Below are 19,970 nucleotides of genomic sequence, written 5' to 3'. Positions count from 1 at the left end.
TTTTATGGCTGTTTTCAGCGGAGTTGCCGGGCCACTCCCTAAGTTGGTGATGGGTATCACAAAGATTTCATCTGCCGCTGTTACTTGTTTACTCAGCAAAGTATCCCGACCATGCTAAATACTCATCACGACTGTGCATATATGGAGAGGATGGGTATGGACGTATTGAATGTTGAACACCAAGGCGTTGCTGCAATCATTGAAGGGAATCAGATGGCGGCGGAGGTGTTCGCATGAAGCTGAAACCACAGTTTTTATCTTTCCCGCAGGACTTCTGGTGGGGCAGTGCCTGGTCAGCAGAGCAGGCGGAAGGGCGCGGTAACACCGGCAAAGGCCGCACCCAGTGGGACATGTCTTGGGATAAATACCCTAACCGCTTCCACCACGGTATTAACACCGACGTCACCACCGACTTCTTTAATCGCTACCCCGAAGACATCCAGCTGATGAAGCAAACCGGGCATAACTCCTTCCGTATCTCTATCTCTTGGGCACGCATGTTCCCGCAGGGCGATAGGGAAGTCTGCGCCGAAGCCATCGTTTTCTATCGCAAAGTGCTGGGGGAGTTAACTCAGCAGGGCATCAAGCCTTTCGTTAATCTTTTCCATTTCGACATGCCAGAAGCCATGATGCTCAAAGGCGGCTGGGAGAATCGCGAGGTGCTGGCAGCCTATGTCCGCTACTGCGACATCTGCTTCCGCGAGTTTGGTGATTTAGTCTATCGCTGGTTTACCTTCAATGAACCGGTTGTACCGGTGCTGGGCGGCTTTTTAGAAGACTTCCACTATCCTAACGTGGTTGATTTCAAGCGCGCCGCTCAGGTGGCTTTCACGACGGTTCTCGCCAGCGCCATGACAGTCCGCGCCTTCAAGAGCCACGGTCTGAACAGCAAGATTGGCGTGATTTTGAATCTCAGCCCGAGCTATCCGCGCAGCGAAAATCCGGCCGACGTGCAGGCCGCGAAATACGCCGATCTGTTCTATAACCGCAGCTTCCTCGACCCATCAGTTAAAGGTGAGTTCCCGGCTGAACTTGTCGATGTGCTGAAGAAGCACGATCAGATGCCGGTAATTGAAGAGGGGGATTTGCAAATCATCGCCGAAAACACCGTGCAGATTCTGGGGATCAACTACTACGAACCTCGGCGAGTTAAGGCGCGGCTGACGGCGGTGGATCCGCAATCGCCTTTCATGCCGGAATGGTTCTTCGAAAGCTATGTGATGCCGGGACGCAAGTTCAATCCTTACCGTGGCTGGGAAATCTACGAAGAGGGGATTTACGATTTGTGCGTGGATATCCGCGACAACTACGGCAATATCGAAGCTTATATCTCGGAAAACGGCATGGGCGTGGCGGATGAAGAGCGTTTCATTCAAGACGGGCAAGTGCAGGACAGCTATCGCATCGGCTTCATTCAAAACCATCTGGTTTACTTGCATCAGGCCATCAGCGAGGGCTGCAACGTTAAAGGCTACCACCTGTGGACCTTCATCGACTGCTGGTCGTGGCTGAATACCTATAAAAACCGTTACGGGCTGATTGCGCTGGACCTCAAAACCCAGCAGCGAACCATCAAGAAGAGCGGCGAGTTCTACAAATTACTCAGCCAGAACAACGGCTTTGAATTTGAGGGGCTGTATACCCAGTTCTAGTCAGTCAGCGTTGAAGGCAAAAAAAAGCGGGGATGTTGCCATCCCCGCTTTTCATGTTGGTTACGCTTAAACTTCGAGATAGTTCATGATGCCGTCTGCCGCTTTGCGGCCTTCAGCAATGGCGGTAACCACTAAATCAGAGCCGCGCACGATATCGCCGCCAGCAAAGATTTTCGGGTTGCTGGTCTGGAAGGCGTTTTCGCTGCCTTCAGGTGCCACGACGCGGCCCTGAGTGTCCAGTTCGACGTCGTGTGATGCCAGCCATTCCATTTTATGTGGGCGGAAACCAAAGGCCATGACCACGGCATCGGCTTCCATCACATGTTCGGAACCCGCCACGATCTCCGCACGGCGACGGCCTTGGGCGTCTGGCGCACCAAGTTCGGTGCGTGCCATTCTCACACCACTGACGCGGCCAGCGCTGTTCAGTTCGATGCTCAGCGGCTGCAGGTTGAATTTGAATTCAACACCTTCTTCGCGGGCGTTCTTCACTTCACGGCGTGAGCCCGGCATGTTCTCTTCGTCACGGCGATAAGCACAGGTGACGTGCGTTGCGCCCTGACGAATGGAGGTGCGCACGCAGTCCATCGCGGTGTCACCACCGCCCAGCACCACGACGCGTTTCTTCTCCATCGAGGTGTAAGGCTCATCAACGCTGTCGTCATAGCCCATCAGCTGCTTGGTGTTAGCAATCAGGAATGGCAGCGCGTCGTAAACGCCCGGCGCATCTTCATTTTCCAAACCACCGCGCATGGACTGGTAAGTCCCCACGCCCAGGAACACCGCGTCGTACTCGGCCAGCAGGGCATCAATGGTGATGTCCTTGCCGACTTCGGTATTGAGTTGGAACTCGATACCCATTTCGGTGAAGATCTCACGGCGCTTGGTCATCACGGATTTTTCCAGCTTGAAGGCTGGGATACCGAATGTCAGCAGACCGCCGATTTCAGGGTGACGGTCATACACCACGGCTTTCACGCCGTTGCGGGTCAGCACATCGGCACAGGCAAGGCCAGCAGGGCCCGCGCCGATAATAGCGACGCGTTTGCCAGTTGGCTGCACGTGAGACATATCAGGACGCCAGCCCATTTCGATGGCTTTGTCATTGATATAACGCTCGATGTTGCCGATGGTCACCGCGCCAAACTCGTCATTCAGCGTACAAGAGCCTTCGCACAGGCGGTCTTGCGGACAAACGCGGCCGCACACTTCCGGCAGGCTGTTGGTCTGGTGAGCCAGATCCGCCGCTTCCATAATGCGGCCTTCGTTCGCCAGCTTCAGCCAGTTAGGAATGTAGTTGTGAACCGGGCATTTCCACTCGCAATACGGGTTACCGCAAGAGAGACAGCGGTCAGCCTGTGACGCGGCCTGAGTCGCTGAAAACGGCTCGTAAATTTCAACAAATTCAATTTTACGGATTTTCAGCGGTTTCTTTGGCGGATCAACGCGCTGTAAGTCGATAAATTGATAAACGTTTTGACTCATCTTGACCTCTTACTGCGCTTGTACCCGCAGCTCAGCTGCGGAACGACTACGGTGACCCAACAATGCTTTGACATCACTGGACTTCGGTTTTACCAGCGCAAACTTCGGCGCCCATTCCGGCCAGTTAGCCAAAATCTCTTCACCGCGTGTCGATGCGGTCAACTGTACGTGTTCGGTGATCAAACCGCGCAGATGCTCTTCATGGATTGCCAGCTCTTCAACATCAAGCACTTCAACCAATTCTGGGTTAACGCGTTTGCGGAACTCGCCATCTTCATCCAGCACGTAGGCGAAACCACCGGTCATGCCCGCGCCGAAGTTGACGCCAGTACGGCCCAGCACGCAGACGATGCCGCCAGTCATGTATTCACAGCCGTTATCGCCAATGCCTTCAACCACGGTGATAGCACCGGAGTTACGCACCGCGAAACGCTCGCCTGCGCGGCCCGCAGCAAACATCTTGCCGCCGGTTGCGCCATACAGACAGGTGTTGCCGATGATGCTGGCTTCGTGGCTGCGGAACGCCGACCCAATCGGTGGGCGAATAGCGATACGGCCGCCGGCCATACCTTTACCCACGTAGTCGTTAGCGTCGCCGGTTAACATCAGGTCTACGCCACCGGCGTTCCAGACGCCGAAGCTCTGGCCCGCAGTACCGTTGAAGTTGATGCGAACTGGGTCAGCCGCCATGCCCTGATCGCCATGCTTCTCAGCGATGGCGCCGGACAGCAGCGCACCCACGGAACGGTCGGTGTTACGGATATCGAAGAACAGCGGCTTGCTCTGTTTGGTATCGATATGCGGCGCGGCCTGATCCAGAATGTCTTTGTTCAGCTTGCCGTTGTCGAACGGCGGGTTGCTTTCGGTGCAGTACACCGCTTTGCCCGGATGTGGCGTTGCCGTCTTCAGCAGCGCGGACAGGTCCAGTTTGTTCTGCTTGGCGGTGAAGCCGTCGAGTTCCAGCAGCAAGTCAGTGCGACCAATCAGATCAACCAACTGGCTCACGCCTAGCTCGGCCATAATCTCACGGGTTTCCTGAGCGATGAACTTGAAGTAGTTAGTCACGCGCTCTGGCAGGCCGTGGTAGTGGTTGCGGCGCAGTTTCTCATCCTGAGTGGCTACGCCGGTTGCGCAGTTGTTCAGGTGGCAAATACGCAGGTATTTACAACCCAGCGCGACCATTGGACCCGTACCGAAGCCGAAGCTCTCAGCACCCAAGATGGCAGCTTTGATAATGTCAGTACCGGTTTTCAGACCGCCATCCACTTGCAGACGAATCTTGTGGCGCAGGCCGTTGGCAACCAGCGCTTGCTGAGTCTCCACCAGACCGAGCTCCCACGGGCAGCCCGCGTATTTCACAGAAGACAGTGGGCTTGCGCCAGTACCGCCGTCGTAACCTGCGATGGTGATGAGGTCCGCATAGGCTTTCGCCACGCCGGTGGCGATAGTGCCAACGCCCGGCTCAGAAACCAGTTTCACCGAAATCATGGCTTTTGGATTGACCTGTTTCAGGTCGAAAATCAGCTGCGCCAAGTCTTCGATGGAGTAGATGTCGTGGTGCGGTGGTGGAGAAATCAGGGTCACGCCCGGCACGGAGTAACGCAGTTTCGCGATGTACGGCGTCACTTTGTCACCCGGCAGCTGGCCGCCTTCGCCCGGTTTTGCACCCTGAGCGACTTTGATCTGAATGACGTCAGCATTCACCAGATAAGCTGGCGTTACGCCGAAACGGCCCGAAGCCACCTGCTTGATGCGCGACACTTTATTGGTGCCGTAGCGAGCCGGATCTTCACCGCCTTCGCCTGAGTTAGAGCGACCGCCAATGCTGTTCATCGCTTCAGCCAGAGACTCGTGAGCTTCCGGGCTGAGTGCGCCGATGGACATCGCTGCGGTATCGAAACGGGTGAACAGCCCTTCGGCTGGCTCAACCTGATCCACTGGGATCGGCTGGCCTTTTGGCGTGATCTGCAACAGATCGCGCAGGGCAGCAACCGGACGCTCATTGACCAGTTTGGCGTATTGCTGATAGTCGCTGTACTCGCCGCTTCTGACTGCTGCTTGCAGCGTGTTCACCACGTCAGGGTTATAAGCGTGATATTCGCCACCGTGGACGAATTTCAGCAGGCCGCCCTGTTCCAGCGTCTTACGCTTCAACCATGCGCGTTTGGACAGGTTTTGCAGGTCTTGCTCGAAGTCGCTGTAGCTTGCGCCACCGATGCGGCTCACCACGCCTTGGAAGCAGGTATTGGACAAGTCTTTGTGCAGACCCACGGCTTCGAACAGTTGCGAACAACGGTAAGAGGCGATAGTGGAAATGCCCATTTTGGACATGATTTTGTACAAGCCTTTGTTGATACCGTTACGGTAGTTCAACATGACTTCGCGGTATTTCTTGTCGATAACCTGAGTGTCGACCAGCTTCGCCAAGGTTTCATAAGCGAGGTACGGGTAGACCGCCGTCGCGCCGAACCCAAGCAGCACGGCGAAGTGGTGCGGATCGCGGGCACTGGCGGTTTCAACAATGATGTTGGCGTCGCAGCGCAGGCTCTTCTCAACCAGACGGCGTTGCAACGCGCCCACTGCCATTGGGGCTGGCAGAGGTAAACGGTTTGGCGCGATATTGCGGTCAGACAGCACCAGCAGCACGGCGCCGTCGCGCACTTTGCGCTCACCTTCGTCGCAGAGTTTGGCGACAAAGGCTTCCATATCTTGCTCGGCTGGGTCGTAAGTCAGGTCCAGCGTGTCGGCGCGATAGTATTTGCTGTCCAGCGTGGTCAGCTGTTTAAAGTCAGACCACAGCAGGATTGGCGATTTGAAGCTCAGACGGTGCGCCTGACCTTCGGCTTCACAGAACACGTTCATCTCGCGGCCAATGCTGGTCGCCAGAGACATCACGTGAGCTTCGCGCAGCGGGTCGATTGGCGGGTTAGTCACCTGCGCAAACTGCTGGCGGAAGTAGTCATAAATAATGCGCGGACGGCTTGAGAGCACGGCGAATGGCGTGTCGTCACCCATGGAGCCGACGGCCTCTTGGCCATTCTCACCCAGCACGCGGATGATCTGATCCAGCTCTTCGCTGCTATAAGCGAACTGCTTCTGGAAGGTTTCCAACTGGGTATCGTCGAGTTCGCGAGTGCCCACTTCGGCGTCGGAGAGATCTTCAAACGGCACCAGACGCTGAACGTTTTTCTCCATCCACTCTTTATACGGGTGGCGTCCTTTCAGGTCGTTATCGGTTTCTGCCGAGTGGTGGATCTTGCCGGTACGGGTGTCGATAACCATCAGTTCGCCAGGTCCGACGCGGCCTTTTTCGACCACTTCGTCCGGCTGATAATCCCAGATACCCACTTCAGACGCGCAGGTGATCAGCTTGTCTTTGGTGATGACGTAGCGCGCAGGGCGCAGGCCGTTACGGTCGAGGTTACAGGCAGCGTAGCGGCCATCTGACATCACGATACCGGCCGGGCCGTCCCACGGCTCCATGTGCATGGAGTTGAAGTCGAAGAACGCGCGCAGGTCGTCGTCCATGTCCGGGTTCTGCTGCCAGGCTGGCGGCACCAGCAGGCGCATAGCGCGCAGCAGGTCCATACCACCGGCTAGGAACAGCTCCAGCATGTTATCCAGCGAGCTGGAGTCAGAACCTGTTTCATTCACAAACGGCGCAGCGTCTTGCAGATCGGGGATTAACGGCGTCTTGAACTTATAACCACGGGCGCGCGCCCACTGGCGGTTACCGGCAATGGTATTGATCTCGCCATTGTGCGCCAAATAGCGGAACGGCTGGGCCAGAGGCCAGCGCGGCACGGTGTTGGTGGAAAAGCGCTGGTGGAATAAGCAAATGGCCGATTCCAGACGCAGGTCAGCTAAATCAAGATAGAAACGTGGCAAATCGGCTGGCATACACAAGCCTTTATAAATGTTCACCACGTTGGAGAAGCTACAAACGTAGAAGTCTTTGTCTTCAATACGTTTTTCCATACGGCGACGCGCCATGTACAGGCGGCGTTCCATATCACGCGGACGCCAGCCCGCAGGGGCGTTCACGAAAATCTGTTCGATGCGAGGCAGGGAGGAGAGGGCAATCTCACCGAGAACGTCAGGGTTAGTCGGCACGTCGCGCCAGCCAACGACTGACAGCGTTTCGTTTTGCAGTTCTTCCTCAATAATGCGGCGACTTGCAGCAGCTTCTTCATCATCTTTGCTGAGGAATAACATGCCAACGGCGTAGTTTTTTGCCAAACGCCAGCCGCGCTCTTCTGCAACCATGCGGAAGAAACGGTCGGGTTTCTGTAAAAGTAAGCCACAGCCGTCGCCAGTCTTGCCATCGGCAAGGATTGCGCCACGGTGTTGCATGCGGGCCAGTGCGTGGATTGCCGTACGCACGACCTTATGGCTAGGTTCGCCTTCTATGTGGGCGATCAGGCCGAAACCACAGTTGTCCCTCTCGAGGGATTTATCGTACAACATATTAGTGAACCTCCCCAGGCTCTGCGAGACTCTCACACCTTTTGCGAGGGGGCTTTTAGACGGAGAGGGCTCACATTTCCGCGCACTCTTGCGGTGCGTTGAATGCCTGAGTTTCTCGGTCAAAGGCCCCTCGTGACGGTTCTCACAAGTGGTGGTTGACTTGTTTTAATGAGGGAGTCTTCAATTACTGCATAAATATGACGAGTGATGCACCCGTCGAGATTGCTTCCAGCGGACTCCCAACTTAGCGAGAAAGCCTACACAGGTCAAATAGGTATTTAAGTTATATCAAAATGTGCATAACTGAGGTTATGGCATTGAAAGTAAAGGATTTAAAGGTAATTTTAAACCCGCATAGTCGTTGCGGATAGGGGGCCGAAGTGTGAGCTGTCTCACTGTCCGTTAGCCACACTAACTATGTACCATGCTGGAAGTGACGATAATTGCAGTGTTTTATACTGCTAAACCCCTGCCACCTGTGCTTTGTGACTGTTTTTAACCAGACAGTAATAATGTACTAAGAGGGGGAGAATAATAAGAAATATTCATACAGCAAGAAGTGATTTTATTTGCAGTAATAATGAATAGTTATTCTTAATGTAAGTGATTCGCATTAAGGAGAATTTATGAAGAAAGGGCGGAATGACTGAGGATATTAGGGGCAAACCTGAATAGTTAAGGCGATCATTAATAATATCACACAGCTTATTAGTCAATATCTGCACGGATTTAAACTCCCTTGCACCATCACCAGCCCTGTCTGGGTGCAAAGCCTGCAGCAATAGCCGGCTCGCGGTTCAGACTCATCTTCGCCTCATTTCCGAGCATTATGCGGTATCATTTAATCGTCTTCGTTTTTAGGGAATGGTTATGAAGCAAATCCGAGTGTTAGCCCAGTATTACGTTGATCTGATGGTCAAGCTGGGATTGGTACGTTTTTCTTTGCTATTGGCATCCGCGCTAGTGGTGCTGGCGATGATTGTGCAAATGGCCGTGACCATGCTGCTGCGTGGGCAGGTTGATAGCATTGACGTGGTGCGTTCAATCTTCTTTGGTTTGCTGATAACCCCTTGGGCGGTCTATTTCCTCTCGGTGGTGGTCGAACAGCTGGAAGAGTCCCGTCAGCGTTTGTCGCGCTTGGTCGATAAGCTCGAAGAGATGCGCCATCGCGACCTGACCCTAAATCAGCAGCTGAAGGACAACATCACCCAGCTGAATCAGGAGATCGCCGACCGTATCAAGGCGGAAGAAGCGCGTTTGGCCGTGGTCGACAAGCTGAAACTCGAGATGCACCACCGCGAACAGGCGCAGATTGAACTGAGCCAGCAATCGGCTCTGCTCCGCTCCTTCCTCGATGCCTCGCCGGATTTGGTTTACTACCGCAACGAAGACAAGGAGTTCTCCGGCTGTAACCGCGCCATGGAGTTGCTGACCGGTAAAAGCGAGAAGCAGCTTATTGGGCTGACCCCTAATGATGTTTACAGCCCGGACATTGCCGAGAAAGTGGTGGAAACCGACGAAAAAGTCTTCCGCCACAATGTCTCTTTAACCTACGAGCAGTGGCTGGTGTATCCCGACGGGCGCAAAGCCTGTTTCGAACTGCGCAAAGTGCCATTTTATGACCGTATCGGTAAGCGCCACGGCCTGATGGGCTTCGGGCGTGATATTACCGAGCGTAAGCGCTATCAGGACGCGCTGGAGAACGCCAGCAGGGAAAAGACCACCTTTATCTCTACTATCAGCCACGAGCTGCGTACGCCGCTTAACGGCATCGTGGGGCTGAGCCGCATCCTGCTCGACACTCATCTGAACGAAGAGCAGCACAACTATCTGAAAACCATTCACGTCAGCGCCATCACCCTTGGTAACATTTTCAATGACATCATTGAGATGGATAAGCTCGAGCGCCGCAAAGTGCAGTTGGATAACCAGCCGGTGGACTTTACCGGTTTCCTGTCGGATCTGGAAAATCTCTCCGGCTTGCTGGTTCAGCCTAAAGGCCTGAAGTTCGTGATGCAGCCCGATTTGCCGATGCCAGACAAAATCGTTACCGACGGCACCCGTTTGCGACAAATCCTGTGGAATCTGATTGGTAACGCGGTCAAGTTCACTCACGACGGCGAAATCGTGGTGCGCGTCCATCACGACGGCAGCGAGCATCTGCGCTTTGAAGTGCAGGATTCGGGAATGGGCATTCCGAAAGATGAACAAGAGAAGATCTTCGCCATGTATTACCAGGTGAAAGATAAGAACGGCGGCAAGCCCGCCACCGGCACCGGGATTGGCCTGGCGGTGTCGAAACGCCTGGCGCAAAGCATGGGCGGCGATATCACCGTATGCAGCGAAAAGGGACAGGGTTCTTGCTTCACGCTGAGCGTTATCGCGCCTACGCTTGATGAACCCGTCGCCGAGAGCGAAGAGGAAGAGGATCTGCCGCTGCCGGCGCTGAACGTGCTGCTGGTGGAGGATATCGAGCTGAACGTCATCGTGGCGCGCTCGGTACTGGAGAAGCTCGGCAACAGCGTTGACGTGGCAATGAATGGCCACGACGCACTGCAAATGTTCGATCCGGACGAATACGATTTGGTGCTGCTCGACATTCAGCTACCGGACATGACCGGGCTGGATATCGCTCGCAAACTTCGTCAGGACTATGCCGGCCAGCATCTCCCACCGTTAGTGGCGTTGACCGCCAACGTGCTGAAAGACAAGAAAGAGTATCTCGATGCCGGTATGGATGACGTACTGAGTAAGCCGCTCTCCGTGGCGGCGCTGACTGCCATGATCCAGCAGTTTTGGGATCATCAACCTGAAGAATTGCCTACTGAGGAAAAAACCGTGGTCGCAAAAGCTAACGAGTCAGTGCTCGATGTCGCCATGCTGGAACAGTACATGGAGTTGGTTGGGCCGGGGCTGATTTACCAGAGTGCGGATATGTTTGAGAAAATGATGCCGGATTATCTCGCGGTGCTTGATTCCAACATGGTCGCCCGCGACCAAAAAGGCATTGCGGAAGAGGGCCATAAGATCAAAGGTGCGGCCGGGTCGGTAGGGCTTAAGCATCTACAAGTGCTAGCACAGCAAATTCAAACGCCGACATTGCCAGCTTGGTGGGATAACGTTCAGGAGTGGATCGATGAGTTGAAGCTTGAATGGCGTAATGATGTGCGAATTTTACGTGAATGGACGGCAAACGCTGAAAAAAAATAACCCCAGCCTAGGCCGGGGTGCGCGAATACTGCGCCAACACCAGGGAAATCGTTAACCCGCGTTAATTCTTAGGGTTTTGGTTTCGCAGGTTTTGGTCAATTCGACGTAAAGTCTAATACATATTCTATGAATCAACATAACAAATATAAGCGTTGCTGTTACAAGATTCATTAAAAACTGTGATGTAGATTAGTCTTTGTCTATACAAAACTACAAGTCTTTATCGCAGGATTTTTAGGAGAATACAAATGCAGGTTGTGGGTGTTTTCCTTTGTAGTCGTGATTTTTCTAATGGAACAGAGTTTTCAGACGCTTTTTTGACCGTTATGTCGGTGAGAAAACATACAGACAAGGCGCTGTTTATTGTTGCTAATGCCTCTGAACTCGCTGTTATTAAAGAGCTTATTGCAAAGTGTAACGTTAGCTTTACCGCTAACGAAAAAAAATCCTCATATTTTGATGATTATGAAATAATTTCACTCAAGGAATCGGTTCCTGAACAGCTCAGCGCGCTGATTTTTAGTGGCGGATTTGGAGTAGTTGGTCAGTTAACCACCTTCGAGAAAGATGGAAGCTATTACAGGATCGATGAACAACTGTTCACATTGGTGGATGAAATACATAAGAAACGTAAACCAATTGGCTTTGTCAGTCAGTCATCATTGTTAGCGCCGAAACTCTTTGATACATCAATAAGAGTTACCTTAGGAAAAGATGCCGATCGGGCGGAACTCCTTGATGCAATTGGTGCCGAGCCGGTTTTCTGTCCGGCGGATGATATTGTGGTCAATATGGAAATGCGGATTGTTAGCACTCCGGGGGGCTTGTCAGAAGATTCTGACACTCAAGCGGCTCTGGGGATTGATAAGCTGGTCAGATGTGTCATGGAATGGAGTGAATGAGGAAATCGTCTGGAATGGCTCTGCTTCGAGCCCCCTTAAAATGGTTAAAACGACTGGTAATTTTTGTTATCGGTGTATGGATTGCAGGGATCGTGCTGTTTTCCTTTTTGCCCGTTCCCTTTTCTGCTGTGATGGTCGAAAGGCAGATTTCGGCATGGCTGTCCGGGGATTTTGGCTATGTTTCACATTCTGACTGGGTACCGATGAGCGAAATATCGTCGCCAATGGCGCTAGCAGTCATGGCCGCAGAGGATCAGAAATTCCCTGAACACTGGGGTTTTGACGTTGATGCCATTCAATCCGTGCTCTCCAAAAGCGATCAGGAAAACGCCAGGATCCGTGGCGCATCGACGCTTTCTCAGCAAACTGCCAAAAATCTGTTTTTGTGGGATGGTCGCAGTTGGGTGCGCAAGGGGCTGGAAGCCGGTTTGACGGTAGGTATAGAAACCGTCTGGAGCAAACGCCGCATTCTCACGGTGTATCTGAATATTGTTGAGTTTGGCGACGGCGTGTTTGGCGTGGAAGAGGCGGCTCAGCACTTCTTCCATAAGCCTGCCAGCAGGCTGACAGCCTCACAAGCGGCGCTATTGGCCGCAGTGCTGCCTAACCCTCATCTGTTCAAGGTCAATGCGCCTTCGGCTTATGTGCTGCGCAGGCAGCAGTGGATTTTACGGCAGATGGGACAACTGGGCGGGGATGCTTTCTTGAAAGAGCATAACTTGCGTTAATCAGCAGTTAGCAAAGAAGATACTTCTTCCGGCCCATCCCCCCGTAAAAGAGAGGGGAGGGGCCGGGTAACACTTAGCGTTTCTTGAGTAGCAGATAGATACTGATAAACAGGAACAGCGCGCTCGGCAGGATAGCGCCAAGGATCGGCGGAATGCTGTACACCAAGCTTAATGGGCCGAAAATCTGGTCCATCACGTAGAACAGGAAGCCGAAGCAGATCCCCGTCACCACGCGCACGCCCATAGGCACGCTGCGCAGCGGCCCGAAGATGAACGACAGGGCCATCAACATCATTACCGCGACTGACAATGGCGAGAAAATCTTACTCCACATATTGAGCTGATAACGCTTGGCCTCTTGCCCACTCTGCTGCAGGTATTTCACATAGTTGTGCAAGCCGCTAATCGACAGCGCGTCAGGGTCTAAAGCCACCACGCCCAGCTTGTCTGGCGTCAGATTGGTTTTCCATTCGCCAGTCAGGGTTTGCGAGCCGGTGATCTGCTTGCCGTCGGTGAGGATAGACTCATCCACCTGCGACAGTTTCCAGGTGCCATTTTCAAATGACGCGGAAGAGGCATAGCGAACGGACTGCAGCTTATTGTTGTTATCGAAGTGGTAGATGTTCACGCCGGTGATTTCATTGTCACCCGCGACACGTTCGATAAAGATAAAGTCTTTGCCATCTTTCGCCCACAGGCCGCTCTGGGTGGAGAGCAACGAACCGCCGTACATTTGCTGTGCGCGGTAGTTTCTCGCCATCTGCTCGCCCTGCGGCGCCACCCATTCGCCGATTGCCATGGTTAGCAGGACCAGCGGAATGGCCGTCTTCATCACGGAAGAAGCAATTTGCATACGGGTGAAGCCCGAAGCCTGCATGACCACCAGTTCACTACGAGTTGCCAAGGTGCCCAAGCCCAAGAGTGCGCCTAACAGGGCCGCCATCGGGAAGAAGATCTCGATATCTTTTGGCACGCTGAGCAGGGTATAGAGGCCCGCGCCCGCCGCAGAATAGCCACCCTGACCGACTTTACGCAGCTGGTCGACGAATTTGATGATGCCCGACAGCGACACCAGCATGAACAGCGTCATCATGATGGTGTTGAAGATCGTGCGGCCGATATAGCGGTCTAATACTCCAAACATCAGGCTCTCCCTCTCAAGCGCGCGCGAATCTTACGCATCGGCAACGTGTCCCACATGTTCAGCACCAGTGCTAATAAGAAGTAGGCGAGGTTGGTCACCCACATCCATATCATTGGGTCCAGTTTGTCTTTCGCACCGTTAGAGCGCAGAGAGCTTTGCAGCAGGAAGAAAATCAAATACAGCATGATGGCTGGCAGCATACTGAGCACGCGGCCCTGGCGCGGGTTGACCACGCTGAGTGGCACCACCAGTAACGCCATGATGAACACGGAAGCAACCAGCGTCAGACGCCAGTGGAATTCAGAACGCGCCTCGGGCAAATCTGAGTGCCACAGCTGTTGCATCGACATCTGGTCGGAATCGCTGGTGTCGAGCGCAACCGCCTGATGACCAATGACCGCCAGATAATTGACGAAATCAGTGATACGGAAGTCACGCAGCAGGGCGGTACCTTCGTAGCGCGTGCCCTGGTCCAGCGTCACCATCTGTGAGCCGTCCGGGCGCTGTTCCATATGGCCTTTATCTGCGACCACTACCGACGGGCGCTGATTGCCGTTCGGGCGCAGCTGCGCCAGGAACACGTTGTGGAATTCTTTACCTTTCACGTTACCAACGAACAGCACGGCATTGCCGTCCTGAGCCTGTTGGAACTGGCCTTCGACCATGGCCGCCATGCTTGGGTTGGCTTTCGCTTCGGCTAACACTTCGTCTTGATGCTTGGATGACCAAGGGCTAACCCAGAAGGCGTTGATCCCTGCAAAAACAGAGGTAAATAAAGCCAGACATAGCGCAGCAAGGATTAATGAACGTTTACCAAGGCCGCAGGCGTGCATAACAGTGATTTCACTGTCTGTATAAAGTTTGCCCAATGTCATCAATAAGCCGAGGAACAGACTTAAAGGCAAGATGAGCTGTGCCATTTCCGGCACGCCTAAGCCCAGCAGAGAAAGGACTAAATTTGTTGGGATATCGCCATCAACCGCCGCGCCCAGAACCCTGACTAACTTCTGACAAAAGAAGATCAGCAGCAGGATAAAGAGAATTGCGATTTGGCTCTTGAAGGTTTCCCTAACCAGATATCTAATGATGATCACGCTTAATACGCCTGTGATAACTTGTCTTTTTGCAGGAAAATCGATAGTTTCATCGCTAATCCGCCATTTATTCTCATCATATGGCAACCTTCACAGCTAAAATAGTATTACAACACCGAGAATTGGGGTGTCCTATAGGAACATGCTTATAGCCGCCAAAATAAAAACTAACGCCGTTCAGGTTAACACAGGTCGTTAACACAGTGACGGGAGATGTCTCCGGCCTATTCATTCTAGCCGCAGCCCCCGCCGTTGTCTTTAAGATTCAGGAGAGTGCATGGAGTTCAGTGTAAAAAGCGGTAGCCCGGAAAAACAGCGCAGTGCCTGTATTGTAGTCGGCGTTTTTGAACCTCGCCGCTTGTCACCTATTGCCGAACAGCTCGACAAAATCAGTGATGGCTACATCAGCGCCTTGCTCCGCCGTGGCGAACTCGAGGGTAAAGTCGGCCAAACTCTGCTGCTGCATCATGTTCCGAACATTCTTTCCGAACGCATCCTGTTGATCGGTTGCGGGAAAGAGCGCGAGCTTGATGAGCGCCAGTACAAACAGGTGATCCAAAAAACCATCAACACCCTGAACGACACGGGTTCGATGGAAGCCGTCTGTTTCCTGACCGAATTGCATGTTAAAGGGCGTAATACCTATTGGAAAGTGCGTCAGGCGGTCGAAACCTCCAAAGAGTCGCTTTACACCTTCGATCAGTTGAAAAGCAACAAAACCGAGCCGCGCCGTCCGCTGCGTAAGATGGTCTTCAACGTGCCAACGCGCCGCGAATTGACCAGCGGCGAGCGCGCTATTCAGCACGGTCTGGCCGTGGCTGCGGGTATCAAAGCTGCCAAAGACCTCAGCAACATGCCACCAAACATCTGTAACGCGGCTTACCTGGCTTCTCAGGCTCGCCAACTGGCAGATGCGTTTAGCACCAACATCACCACCCGCGTCATCGGCGAACAGCAGATGAAAGAGCTGGGGATGAATGCCTATCTGGCGGTGGGTCATGGTTCTAAAAACGAATCCTTGATGTCCGTGATGGAATATAAAGGCAATCCGAATCCAGACGCTAAGCCTATCGTGCTCGTCGGTAAAGGTTTGACCTTCGACTCCGGCGGTATTTCCATTAAGCCTGCGGCTGATATGGATGAGATGAAGTACGACATGTGTGGTGCCGCAGCAGTTTATGGTGCGATGCGCGTGGTGGCCGAACTCAACCTGCCGTTGAACGTGATAGGCGTGTTGGCGGGCTGTGAAAACATGCCGGGTGGTCAGGCATTCCGTCCGGGCGACATTCTGACCACGATGTCCGGCCAGACGGTAGAAGTGCTCAATACCGATGCCGAAGGCCGCCTGGTGTTGTGCGACGCCCTGACCTACGTCGAGCGCTTCGACCCTGAGCTGGTGATTGACGTGGCGACCCTGACCGGCGCATGCGTGATCGCATTGGGTCATCACATCACCGGTTTGCTGTCGAATCACAATCCGCTGGCCCATGAGCTGATTGGCGCGTCCGAGCAGTCGGGTGACCGCGCGTGGCGTTTGCCGCTGGCCGACGAGTATTACGAGCAGCTGGATTCCAACTTTGCTGATATGGCGAATATCGGTGGCCGTCCGGGTGGTGCTATCACCGCAGGCTGCTTCCTGTCGCGCTTTACCCGTAAATACAGCTGGGCCCATCTCGACATCGCCGGTACGGCATGGCGTTCAGGTAAGAACAAAGGCGCCACGGGCCGACCTGTCGCTCTCCTGTCTCAGTTCTTGTTGAACCGCGCAGGGCTTGATGGCGACGATTGATCCATTTTGAGCCAGTGCAGTGCTCACACTGCCTGCGACAATTGGCCTAATCAGCAATCGAAACGCCTAAGGCCGGTTAATTCCGGCCTGATTTATTTTGGTTAAATGCACTGGATAACTGATGAAACAAGCCACTTTTTTTCTGCTCGATACGCCCGATGGCGACACCGGCCTTAGCTCGCACGAAGCGCTGGCCTGTCAGATTGCCGCCGAACGCTGTCGCGCCGGGAAACGCGTTTTGCTGGCATGTGAAGATCAACAGCAGGCAGAACGTCTGGACGAAGCCTTATGGCAGCGCGACCCAAGCCAGTTCGTGCCGCACAATTTGGCCGGCGAAGGCCCAAAATTCGGTGCGCCGGTTGAGCTATGCTGGCCGGGAAAACGCGGTAACGCGCCGCGCGATCTCTTGATAAGCCTGCTGCCCCAGTTTGCAGATTTTGCTACTGCTTTCCATGAAGTGGTAGACTTCGTACCATACGAAGATTCCCTAAAACAGTTGGCGCGCGATCGCTATAAAGCGTATCGCAGCGTTGGCTTTACCTTGACCACGGCCACGCCGCCGTCTGTCACTACATCGACCGACTAAAAAAACGAAGCGAAATGGATAAGACATATAACCCGCAAGATATCGAGCAACCGCTTTACGAGCACTGGGAAGAACAGGGCTATTTCAAGCCGCATGGCGACACCAGTAAAGAAAGCTTTGCCATCATGATCCCGCCGCCGAACGTCACCGGTAGCTTGCACATGGGTCACGCTTTCCAGCAAACCATCATGGACGCCATGATCCGCTATCAGCGTATGCAGGGTAAAAACACGCTGTGGCAGGCGGGTACTGACCATGCGGGTATCGCAACGCAGATGGTGGTTGAACGCAAAATTGCTGCCGAAGAAGGTAAAACGCGCCACGACTACGGTCGCGATGCTTTCATCGACAAAATCTGGGAGTGGAAAGCCGAATCCGGTGGCACCATTACTCGCCAGATGCGCCGTCTGGGCGACTCCGTGGACTGGGAGCGCGAGCGCTTCACCATGGATGATGGCCTGTCTGACGCCGTGCGCGAAGTCTTTGTGCGCCTGTATAAAGAGGACCTGATTTACCGCGGCAAACGTCTGGTGAACTGGGACCCGAAACTGCGTACTGCGATTTCTGACCTTGAAGTTGAAAACCGCGAATCCAAAGGTTCCATGTGGCACCTGCGTTATCCGCTGGCTGACGGCGCGAAAACGGCCGAAGGTAACGACTATCTGGTGGTGGCGACGACGCGTCCTGAAACCATGCTGGGTGATACCGGCGTGGCCGTTAATCCAGAAGATCCGCGCTACAAAGATTTGATTGGCAAAGAGATTATTCTGCCGCTGGTTGGCCGTCGTATTCCTATCGTGGGTGATGAACACGCCGATATGGAAAAAGGCACCGGCTGCGTGAAAATCACTCCAGCCCACGACTTTAACGACTACGAAGTGGGTAAACGTCACGGCTTGCCGATGATCAACATCCTGACCTTCGATGGCGATGTTCGCCAGACAGCCGAAGTTTTCGACACTAACGGTGAAGAGAGCGACGCGTGCAGCAATGAAATCCCAGAAGCCTTCCGCGGCCTAGAGCGTTTTGCCGCGCGTAAAGCCGTGGTTGCTGCTTTCGACGAAGCTGGCCTGCTGGAAGAGATCAAACCTCACGACCTGACCGTGCCTTATGGCGATCGCGGTGGCGTGGTTATCGAGCCAATGCTGACCGACCAATGGTATGTGCGCACTGCGCCGCTGGCGAAAGTGGCGGTAGAAGCCGTTGAGCAGGGTGAGATCCAGTTCGTGCCTAAGCAGTACGAAAACATGTATTTCAGCTGGATGCGCGACATTCAGGACTGGTGTATTTCCCGCCAGCTGTGGTGGGGCCACCGTATCCCTGCGTGGTACGACGCGGAAGGTAACGTTTACGTTGGCCGCGACGAAGCTGAAGTGCGCAGCGAAAACAATCTGGGCGCAGACATTGTGCTGACCCAAGACGAAGACGTGCTCGACACCTGGTTCTCTTCTGGCCTGTGGACCTTCTCCACGCTGGGCTGGCCGAACCAGACCGCCGATCTGAAGGCTTTCCACCCGTCTAGCGTCGTGGTCAGCGGCTTCGACATCATCTTCTTCTGGATCGCGCGCATGATCATGATGACCATGCACTTCGTGAAAGATGAAAACGGCAAGCCGCAGGTTCCATTCCACACGGTCTACATGACCGGGCTTATCCGCGACGACGAAGGGCAGAAGATGTCTAAGTCGAAAGGTAACGTAATCGATCCATTGGATATGATTGACGGCATTTCGCTGGAAGACCTGCTGGAAAAACGTACCGGTAACATGATGCAGCCACAGCTGGCGGAGAAAATCCGCAAGCGCACCGAGAAGCAGTTCCCGAACGGCATCGAGCCGCACGGTACTGATGCCCTGCGCTTCACACTGGCCGCGCTGGCTTCAACCGGCCGTGATATCAACTGGGACATGAAGCGTCTCGAGGGTTATCGCAACTTCTGTAATAAGCTGTGGAACGCTAGCCGCTTCGTGCTGATGAACACAGAAGATCAAGATTGCGGCCTGAACGGCGGCGAGCTTGAGCTGTCTCTGGCAGACCGTTGGATCTTGGCTGAATACAACCGCACGGTGAAAGCTTACCGTGACGCAATGGACGGCTACCGCTTCGACTTAGCAGCCAGCATTCTGTATGAATTCACCTGGAACCAGTTCTGCGACTGGTATCTGGAACTCACCAAGCCAGTAATGAATGGCGGCAGCGAAGCACAGCTGCGCGGCACCCGTCATACGCTGGTAGAAGTGCTGGAAGGCCTGCTGCGCCTGGCGCATCCGATCATTCCATTCATTACAGAAACCATCTGGCAGCGCGTTAAAACCCTGAAAGGCATCACAGCTGAAACTATCATGCTGCAACCTTTCCCAGAGTATGACGCGGCTAAGGCTGACGAAAGCGCGCTGGCCGACCTTGAGTGGATCAAGCAGGCTATCATCGCTATCCGTAACGTTCGCGCCGAGATGAACCTCTCTCCGGGCAAACCTCTGGAGCTGCTGCTGCGTGGAGCAAGTGCAGATGCACAGCGTCGCGTTGAGCAGAACCTGAACTTCATCTCCTCGCTGGCACGTCTTGAGTCCATCACCGTGCTGCCTGCGGGCGATAAAGGCCCGGTTTCTATGACCAAGCTGGTGGACGGCGCTGAGTTGCTGATCCCAATGGCCGGTCTTATCGACAAAGCCGCTGAGCTGGCGCGTTTGGATAAAGAGATGGCGAAGATTGACGGCGAAATCGCGTCAATCGAAGGCAAGCTCTCCAACGAAGGCTTCGTGGCTCGTGCTCCAGAAGCGGTTGTTGCTAAAGAGCGTGAACGTCTGGTTGCCTGTGGCGAAGCCAAAGTTAAGCTGGCTGAGCAGAAAGCGACTATCGCCGCGCTGTAAGATATCGTGTCTAAGTGATGTTATGCAAAAGGCCGCTCACGCG

General features: G+C 54.0%; 11 protein-coding genes. 7 read left to right on the top strand and 4 right to left on the bottom strand.

Translation table 11 applies throughout. The annotated features are described in order from the left end of the window. The first annotated feature begins 233 nt into the window (after positions 1 to 233). On the top strand, positions 234 to 1,652 hold the full coding sequence (locus tag ACT3RT_RS11450; protein WP_496203002.1) for a glycoside hydrolase family 1 protein: 1,419 nt from the start codon (positions 234 to 236) through the stop codon (positions 1,650 to 1,652). 66 nt (positions 1,653 to 1,718) lie between these two features. Here the strand turns inward: ACT3RT_RS11450 and ACT3RT_RS11445 are convergent, their stop codons facing one another. Both ACT3RT_RS11445 and gltB read right to left on the bottom strand, forming a co-directional pair. Next, positions 1,719 to 3,137: a glutamate synthase small subunit gene (locus ACT3RT_RS11445; protein WP_496203001.1), complete on the bottom strand. Its 1,419-nt coding sequence runs from the start codon at positions 3,135 to 3,137 to the stop codon at positions 1,719 to 1,721. Between the two features lie 9 nt (positions 3,138 to 3,146). Beyond that, a complete protein-coding gene (gene gltB / locus ACT3RT_RS11440; protein ID WP_496203000.1) occupies positions 3,147 to 7,604 on the bottom strand; it encodes a glutamate synthase large subunit in 4,458 nt (1,485 codons plus the stop codon). Positions 7,605 to 8,474: 870 nt separating this feature from the next. On the opposite strand from gltB, the gene arcB reads away from it, so the two are divergent. The 3 genes from arcB to mtgA all read left to right on the top strand — a co-directional run bounded on the left by arcB (position 8,475) and on the right by mtgA (position 12,444). Beyond that, on the top strand, positions 8,475 to 10,814 hold the full coding sequence (arcB, locus tag ACT3RT_RS11435; protein ID WP_353500784.1) for an aerobic respiration two-component sensor histidine kinase ArcB: 2,340 nt from the start codon (positions 8,475 to 8,477) through the stop codon (positions 10,812 to 10,814). 248 nt (positions 10,815 to 11,062) lie between these two features. After that, on the top strand, positions 11,063 to 11,716 hold the full coding sequence (locus ACT3RT_RS11430) for a hypothetical protein (RefSeq protein WP_496202999.1): 654 nt from the start codon (positions 11,063 to 11,065) through the stop codon (positions 11,714 to 11,716). Next, on the top strand, positions 11,713 to 12,444 hold the full coding sequence (gene mtgA / locus ACT3RT_RS11425; protein WP_485902146.1) for a monofunctional biosynthetic peptidoglycan transglycosylase: 732 nt from the start codon (positions 11,713 to 11,715) through the stop codon (positions 12,442 to 12,444). Before ACT3RT_RS11430 ends, mtgA begins: the two co-directional genes overlap by 4 nt. A 73-nt stretch (positions 12,445 to 12,517) precedes the next feature. Here mtgA and lptG read toward each other — a convergent pair whose 3' ends face one another. Both lptG and lptF read right to left on the bottom strand, forming a co-directional pair. After that, positions 12,518 to 13,588 carry an LPS export ABC transporter permease LptG gene (gene lptG, locus ACT3RT_RS11420; RefSeq protein WP_034786737.1) on the bottom strand — a complete coding sequence of 357 codons (1,071 nt, stop codon included), beginning with the start codon at positions 13,586 to 13,588 and terminating at the stop codon, positions 12,518 to 12,520. Next, the gene (lptF, locus tag ACT3RT_RS11415) at positions 13,588 to 14,682 is read right to left on the bottom strand and encodes an LPS export ABC transporter permease LptF (RefSeq protein ID WP_353500787.1); all 1,095 of its coding nucleotides are present in this window, start codon (positions 14,680 to 14,682) and stop codon (positions 13,588 to 13,590) included. Before lptF ends, lptG begins: the two co-directional genes overlap by 1 nt. A gap of 277 nt (positions 14,683 to 14,959) precedes the next feature. Here lptF and pepA point away from each other — a divergent pair, with 277 nt between their 5' ends. The 3 genes from pepA to ACT3RT_RS11400 all read left to right on the top strand — a co-directional run bounded on the left by pepA (position 14,960) and on the right by ACT3RT_RS11400 (position 19,927). Next, entirely contained in the window at positions 14,960 to 16,471 is a 1,512-nt protein-coding gene (pepA, locus tag ACT3RT_RS11410) for a leucyl aminopeptidase (protein ID WP_353500788.1), read from the top strand. A gap of 121 nt (positions 16,472 to 16,592) precedes the next feature. Then, a complete protein-coding gene (locus ACT3RT_RS11405) occupies positions 16,593 to 17,057 on the top strand; it encodes a DNA polymerase III subunit chi (protein ID WP_034786742.1) in 465 nt (154 codons plus the stop codon). A gap of 14 nt (positions 17,058 to 17,071) precedes the next feature. Beyond that, positions 17,072 to 19,927, top strand: coding sequence for a valine--tRNA ligase (locus tag ACT3RT_RS11400; protein ID WP_496202998.1), 2,856 nt, complete (start codon positions 17,072 to 17,074; stop codon positions 19,925 to 19,927). Positions 19,928 to 19,970: the final 43 nt, after the last annotated feature.

The organism is Ewingella sp. AOP9-I1-14 (assembly GCF_052375995.1).
Classification (GTDB): Bacteria; Pseudomonadota; Gammaproteobacteria; order Enterobacterales; family Enterobacteriaceae; genus Ewingella; species Ewingella allii.
Note: the sequence above shows the minus strand (reverse complement) of the source record. Positions and strands in the feature narration are given on the sequence as shown.

Coding starts and splice junctions, on each gene's coding strand:
- ACT3RT_RS11450 (WP_496203002.1), top strand. CDS start 234: ATGAAGCTGAAACCACAGTTTTTATCTTTCCCGCAGGACTTCTGGTGG.
- ACT3RT_RS11445 (WP_496203001.1), bottom strand. CDS start 3,137: ATGAGTCAAAACGTTTATCAATTTATCGACTTACAGCGCGTTGATCCG.
- gltB (WP_496203000.1), bottom strand. CDS start 7,604: ATGTTGTACGATAAATCCCTCGAGAGGGACAACTGTGGTTTCGGCCTG.
- arcB (WP_353500784.1), top strand. CDS start 8,475: ATGAAGCAAATCCGAGTGTTAGCCCAGTATTACGTTGATCTGATGGTC.
- ACT3RT_RS11430 (WP_496202999.1), top strand. CDS start 11,063: ATGCAGGTTGTGGGTGTTTTCCTTTGTAGTCGTGATTTTTCTAATGGA.
- mtgA (WP_485902146.1), top strand. CDS start 11,713: ATGAGGAAATCGTCTGGAATGGCTCTGCTTCGAGCCCCCTTAAAATGG.
- lptG (WP_034786737.1), bottom strand. CDS start 13,588: ATGTTTGGAGTATTAGACCGCTATATCGGCCGCACGATCTTCAACACC.
- pepA (WP_353500788.1), top strand. CDS start 14,960: ATGGAGTTCAGTGTAAAAAGCGGTAGCCCGGAAAAACAGCGCAGTGCC.
- ACT3RT_RS11405 (WP_034786742.1), top strand. CDS start 16,593: ATGAAACAAGCCACTTTTTTTCTGCTCGATACGCCCGATGGCGACACC.
- ACT3RT_RS11400 (WP_496202998.1), top strand. CDS start 17,072: ATGGATAAGACATATAACCCGCAAGATATCGAGCAACCGCTTTACGAG.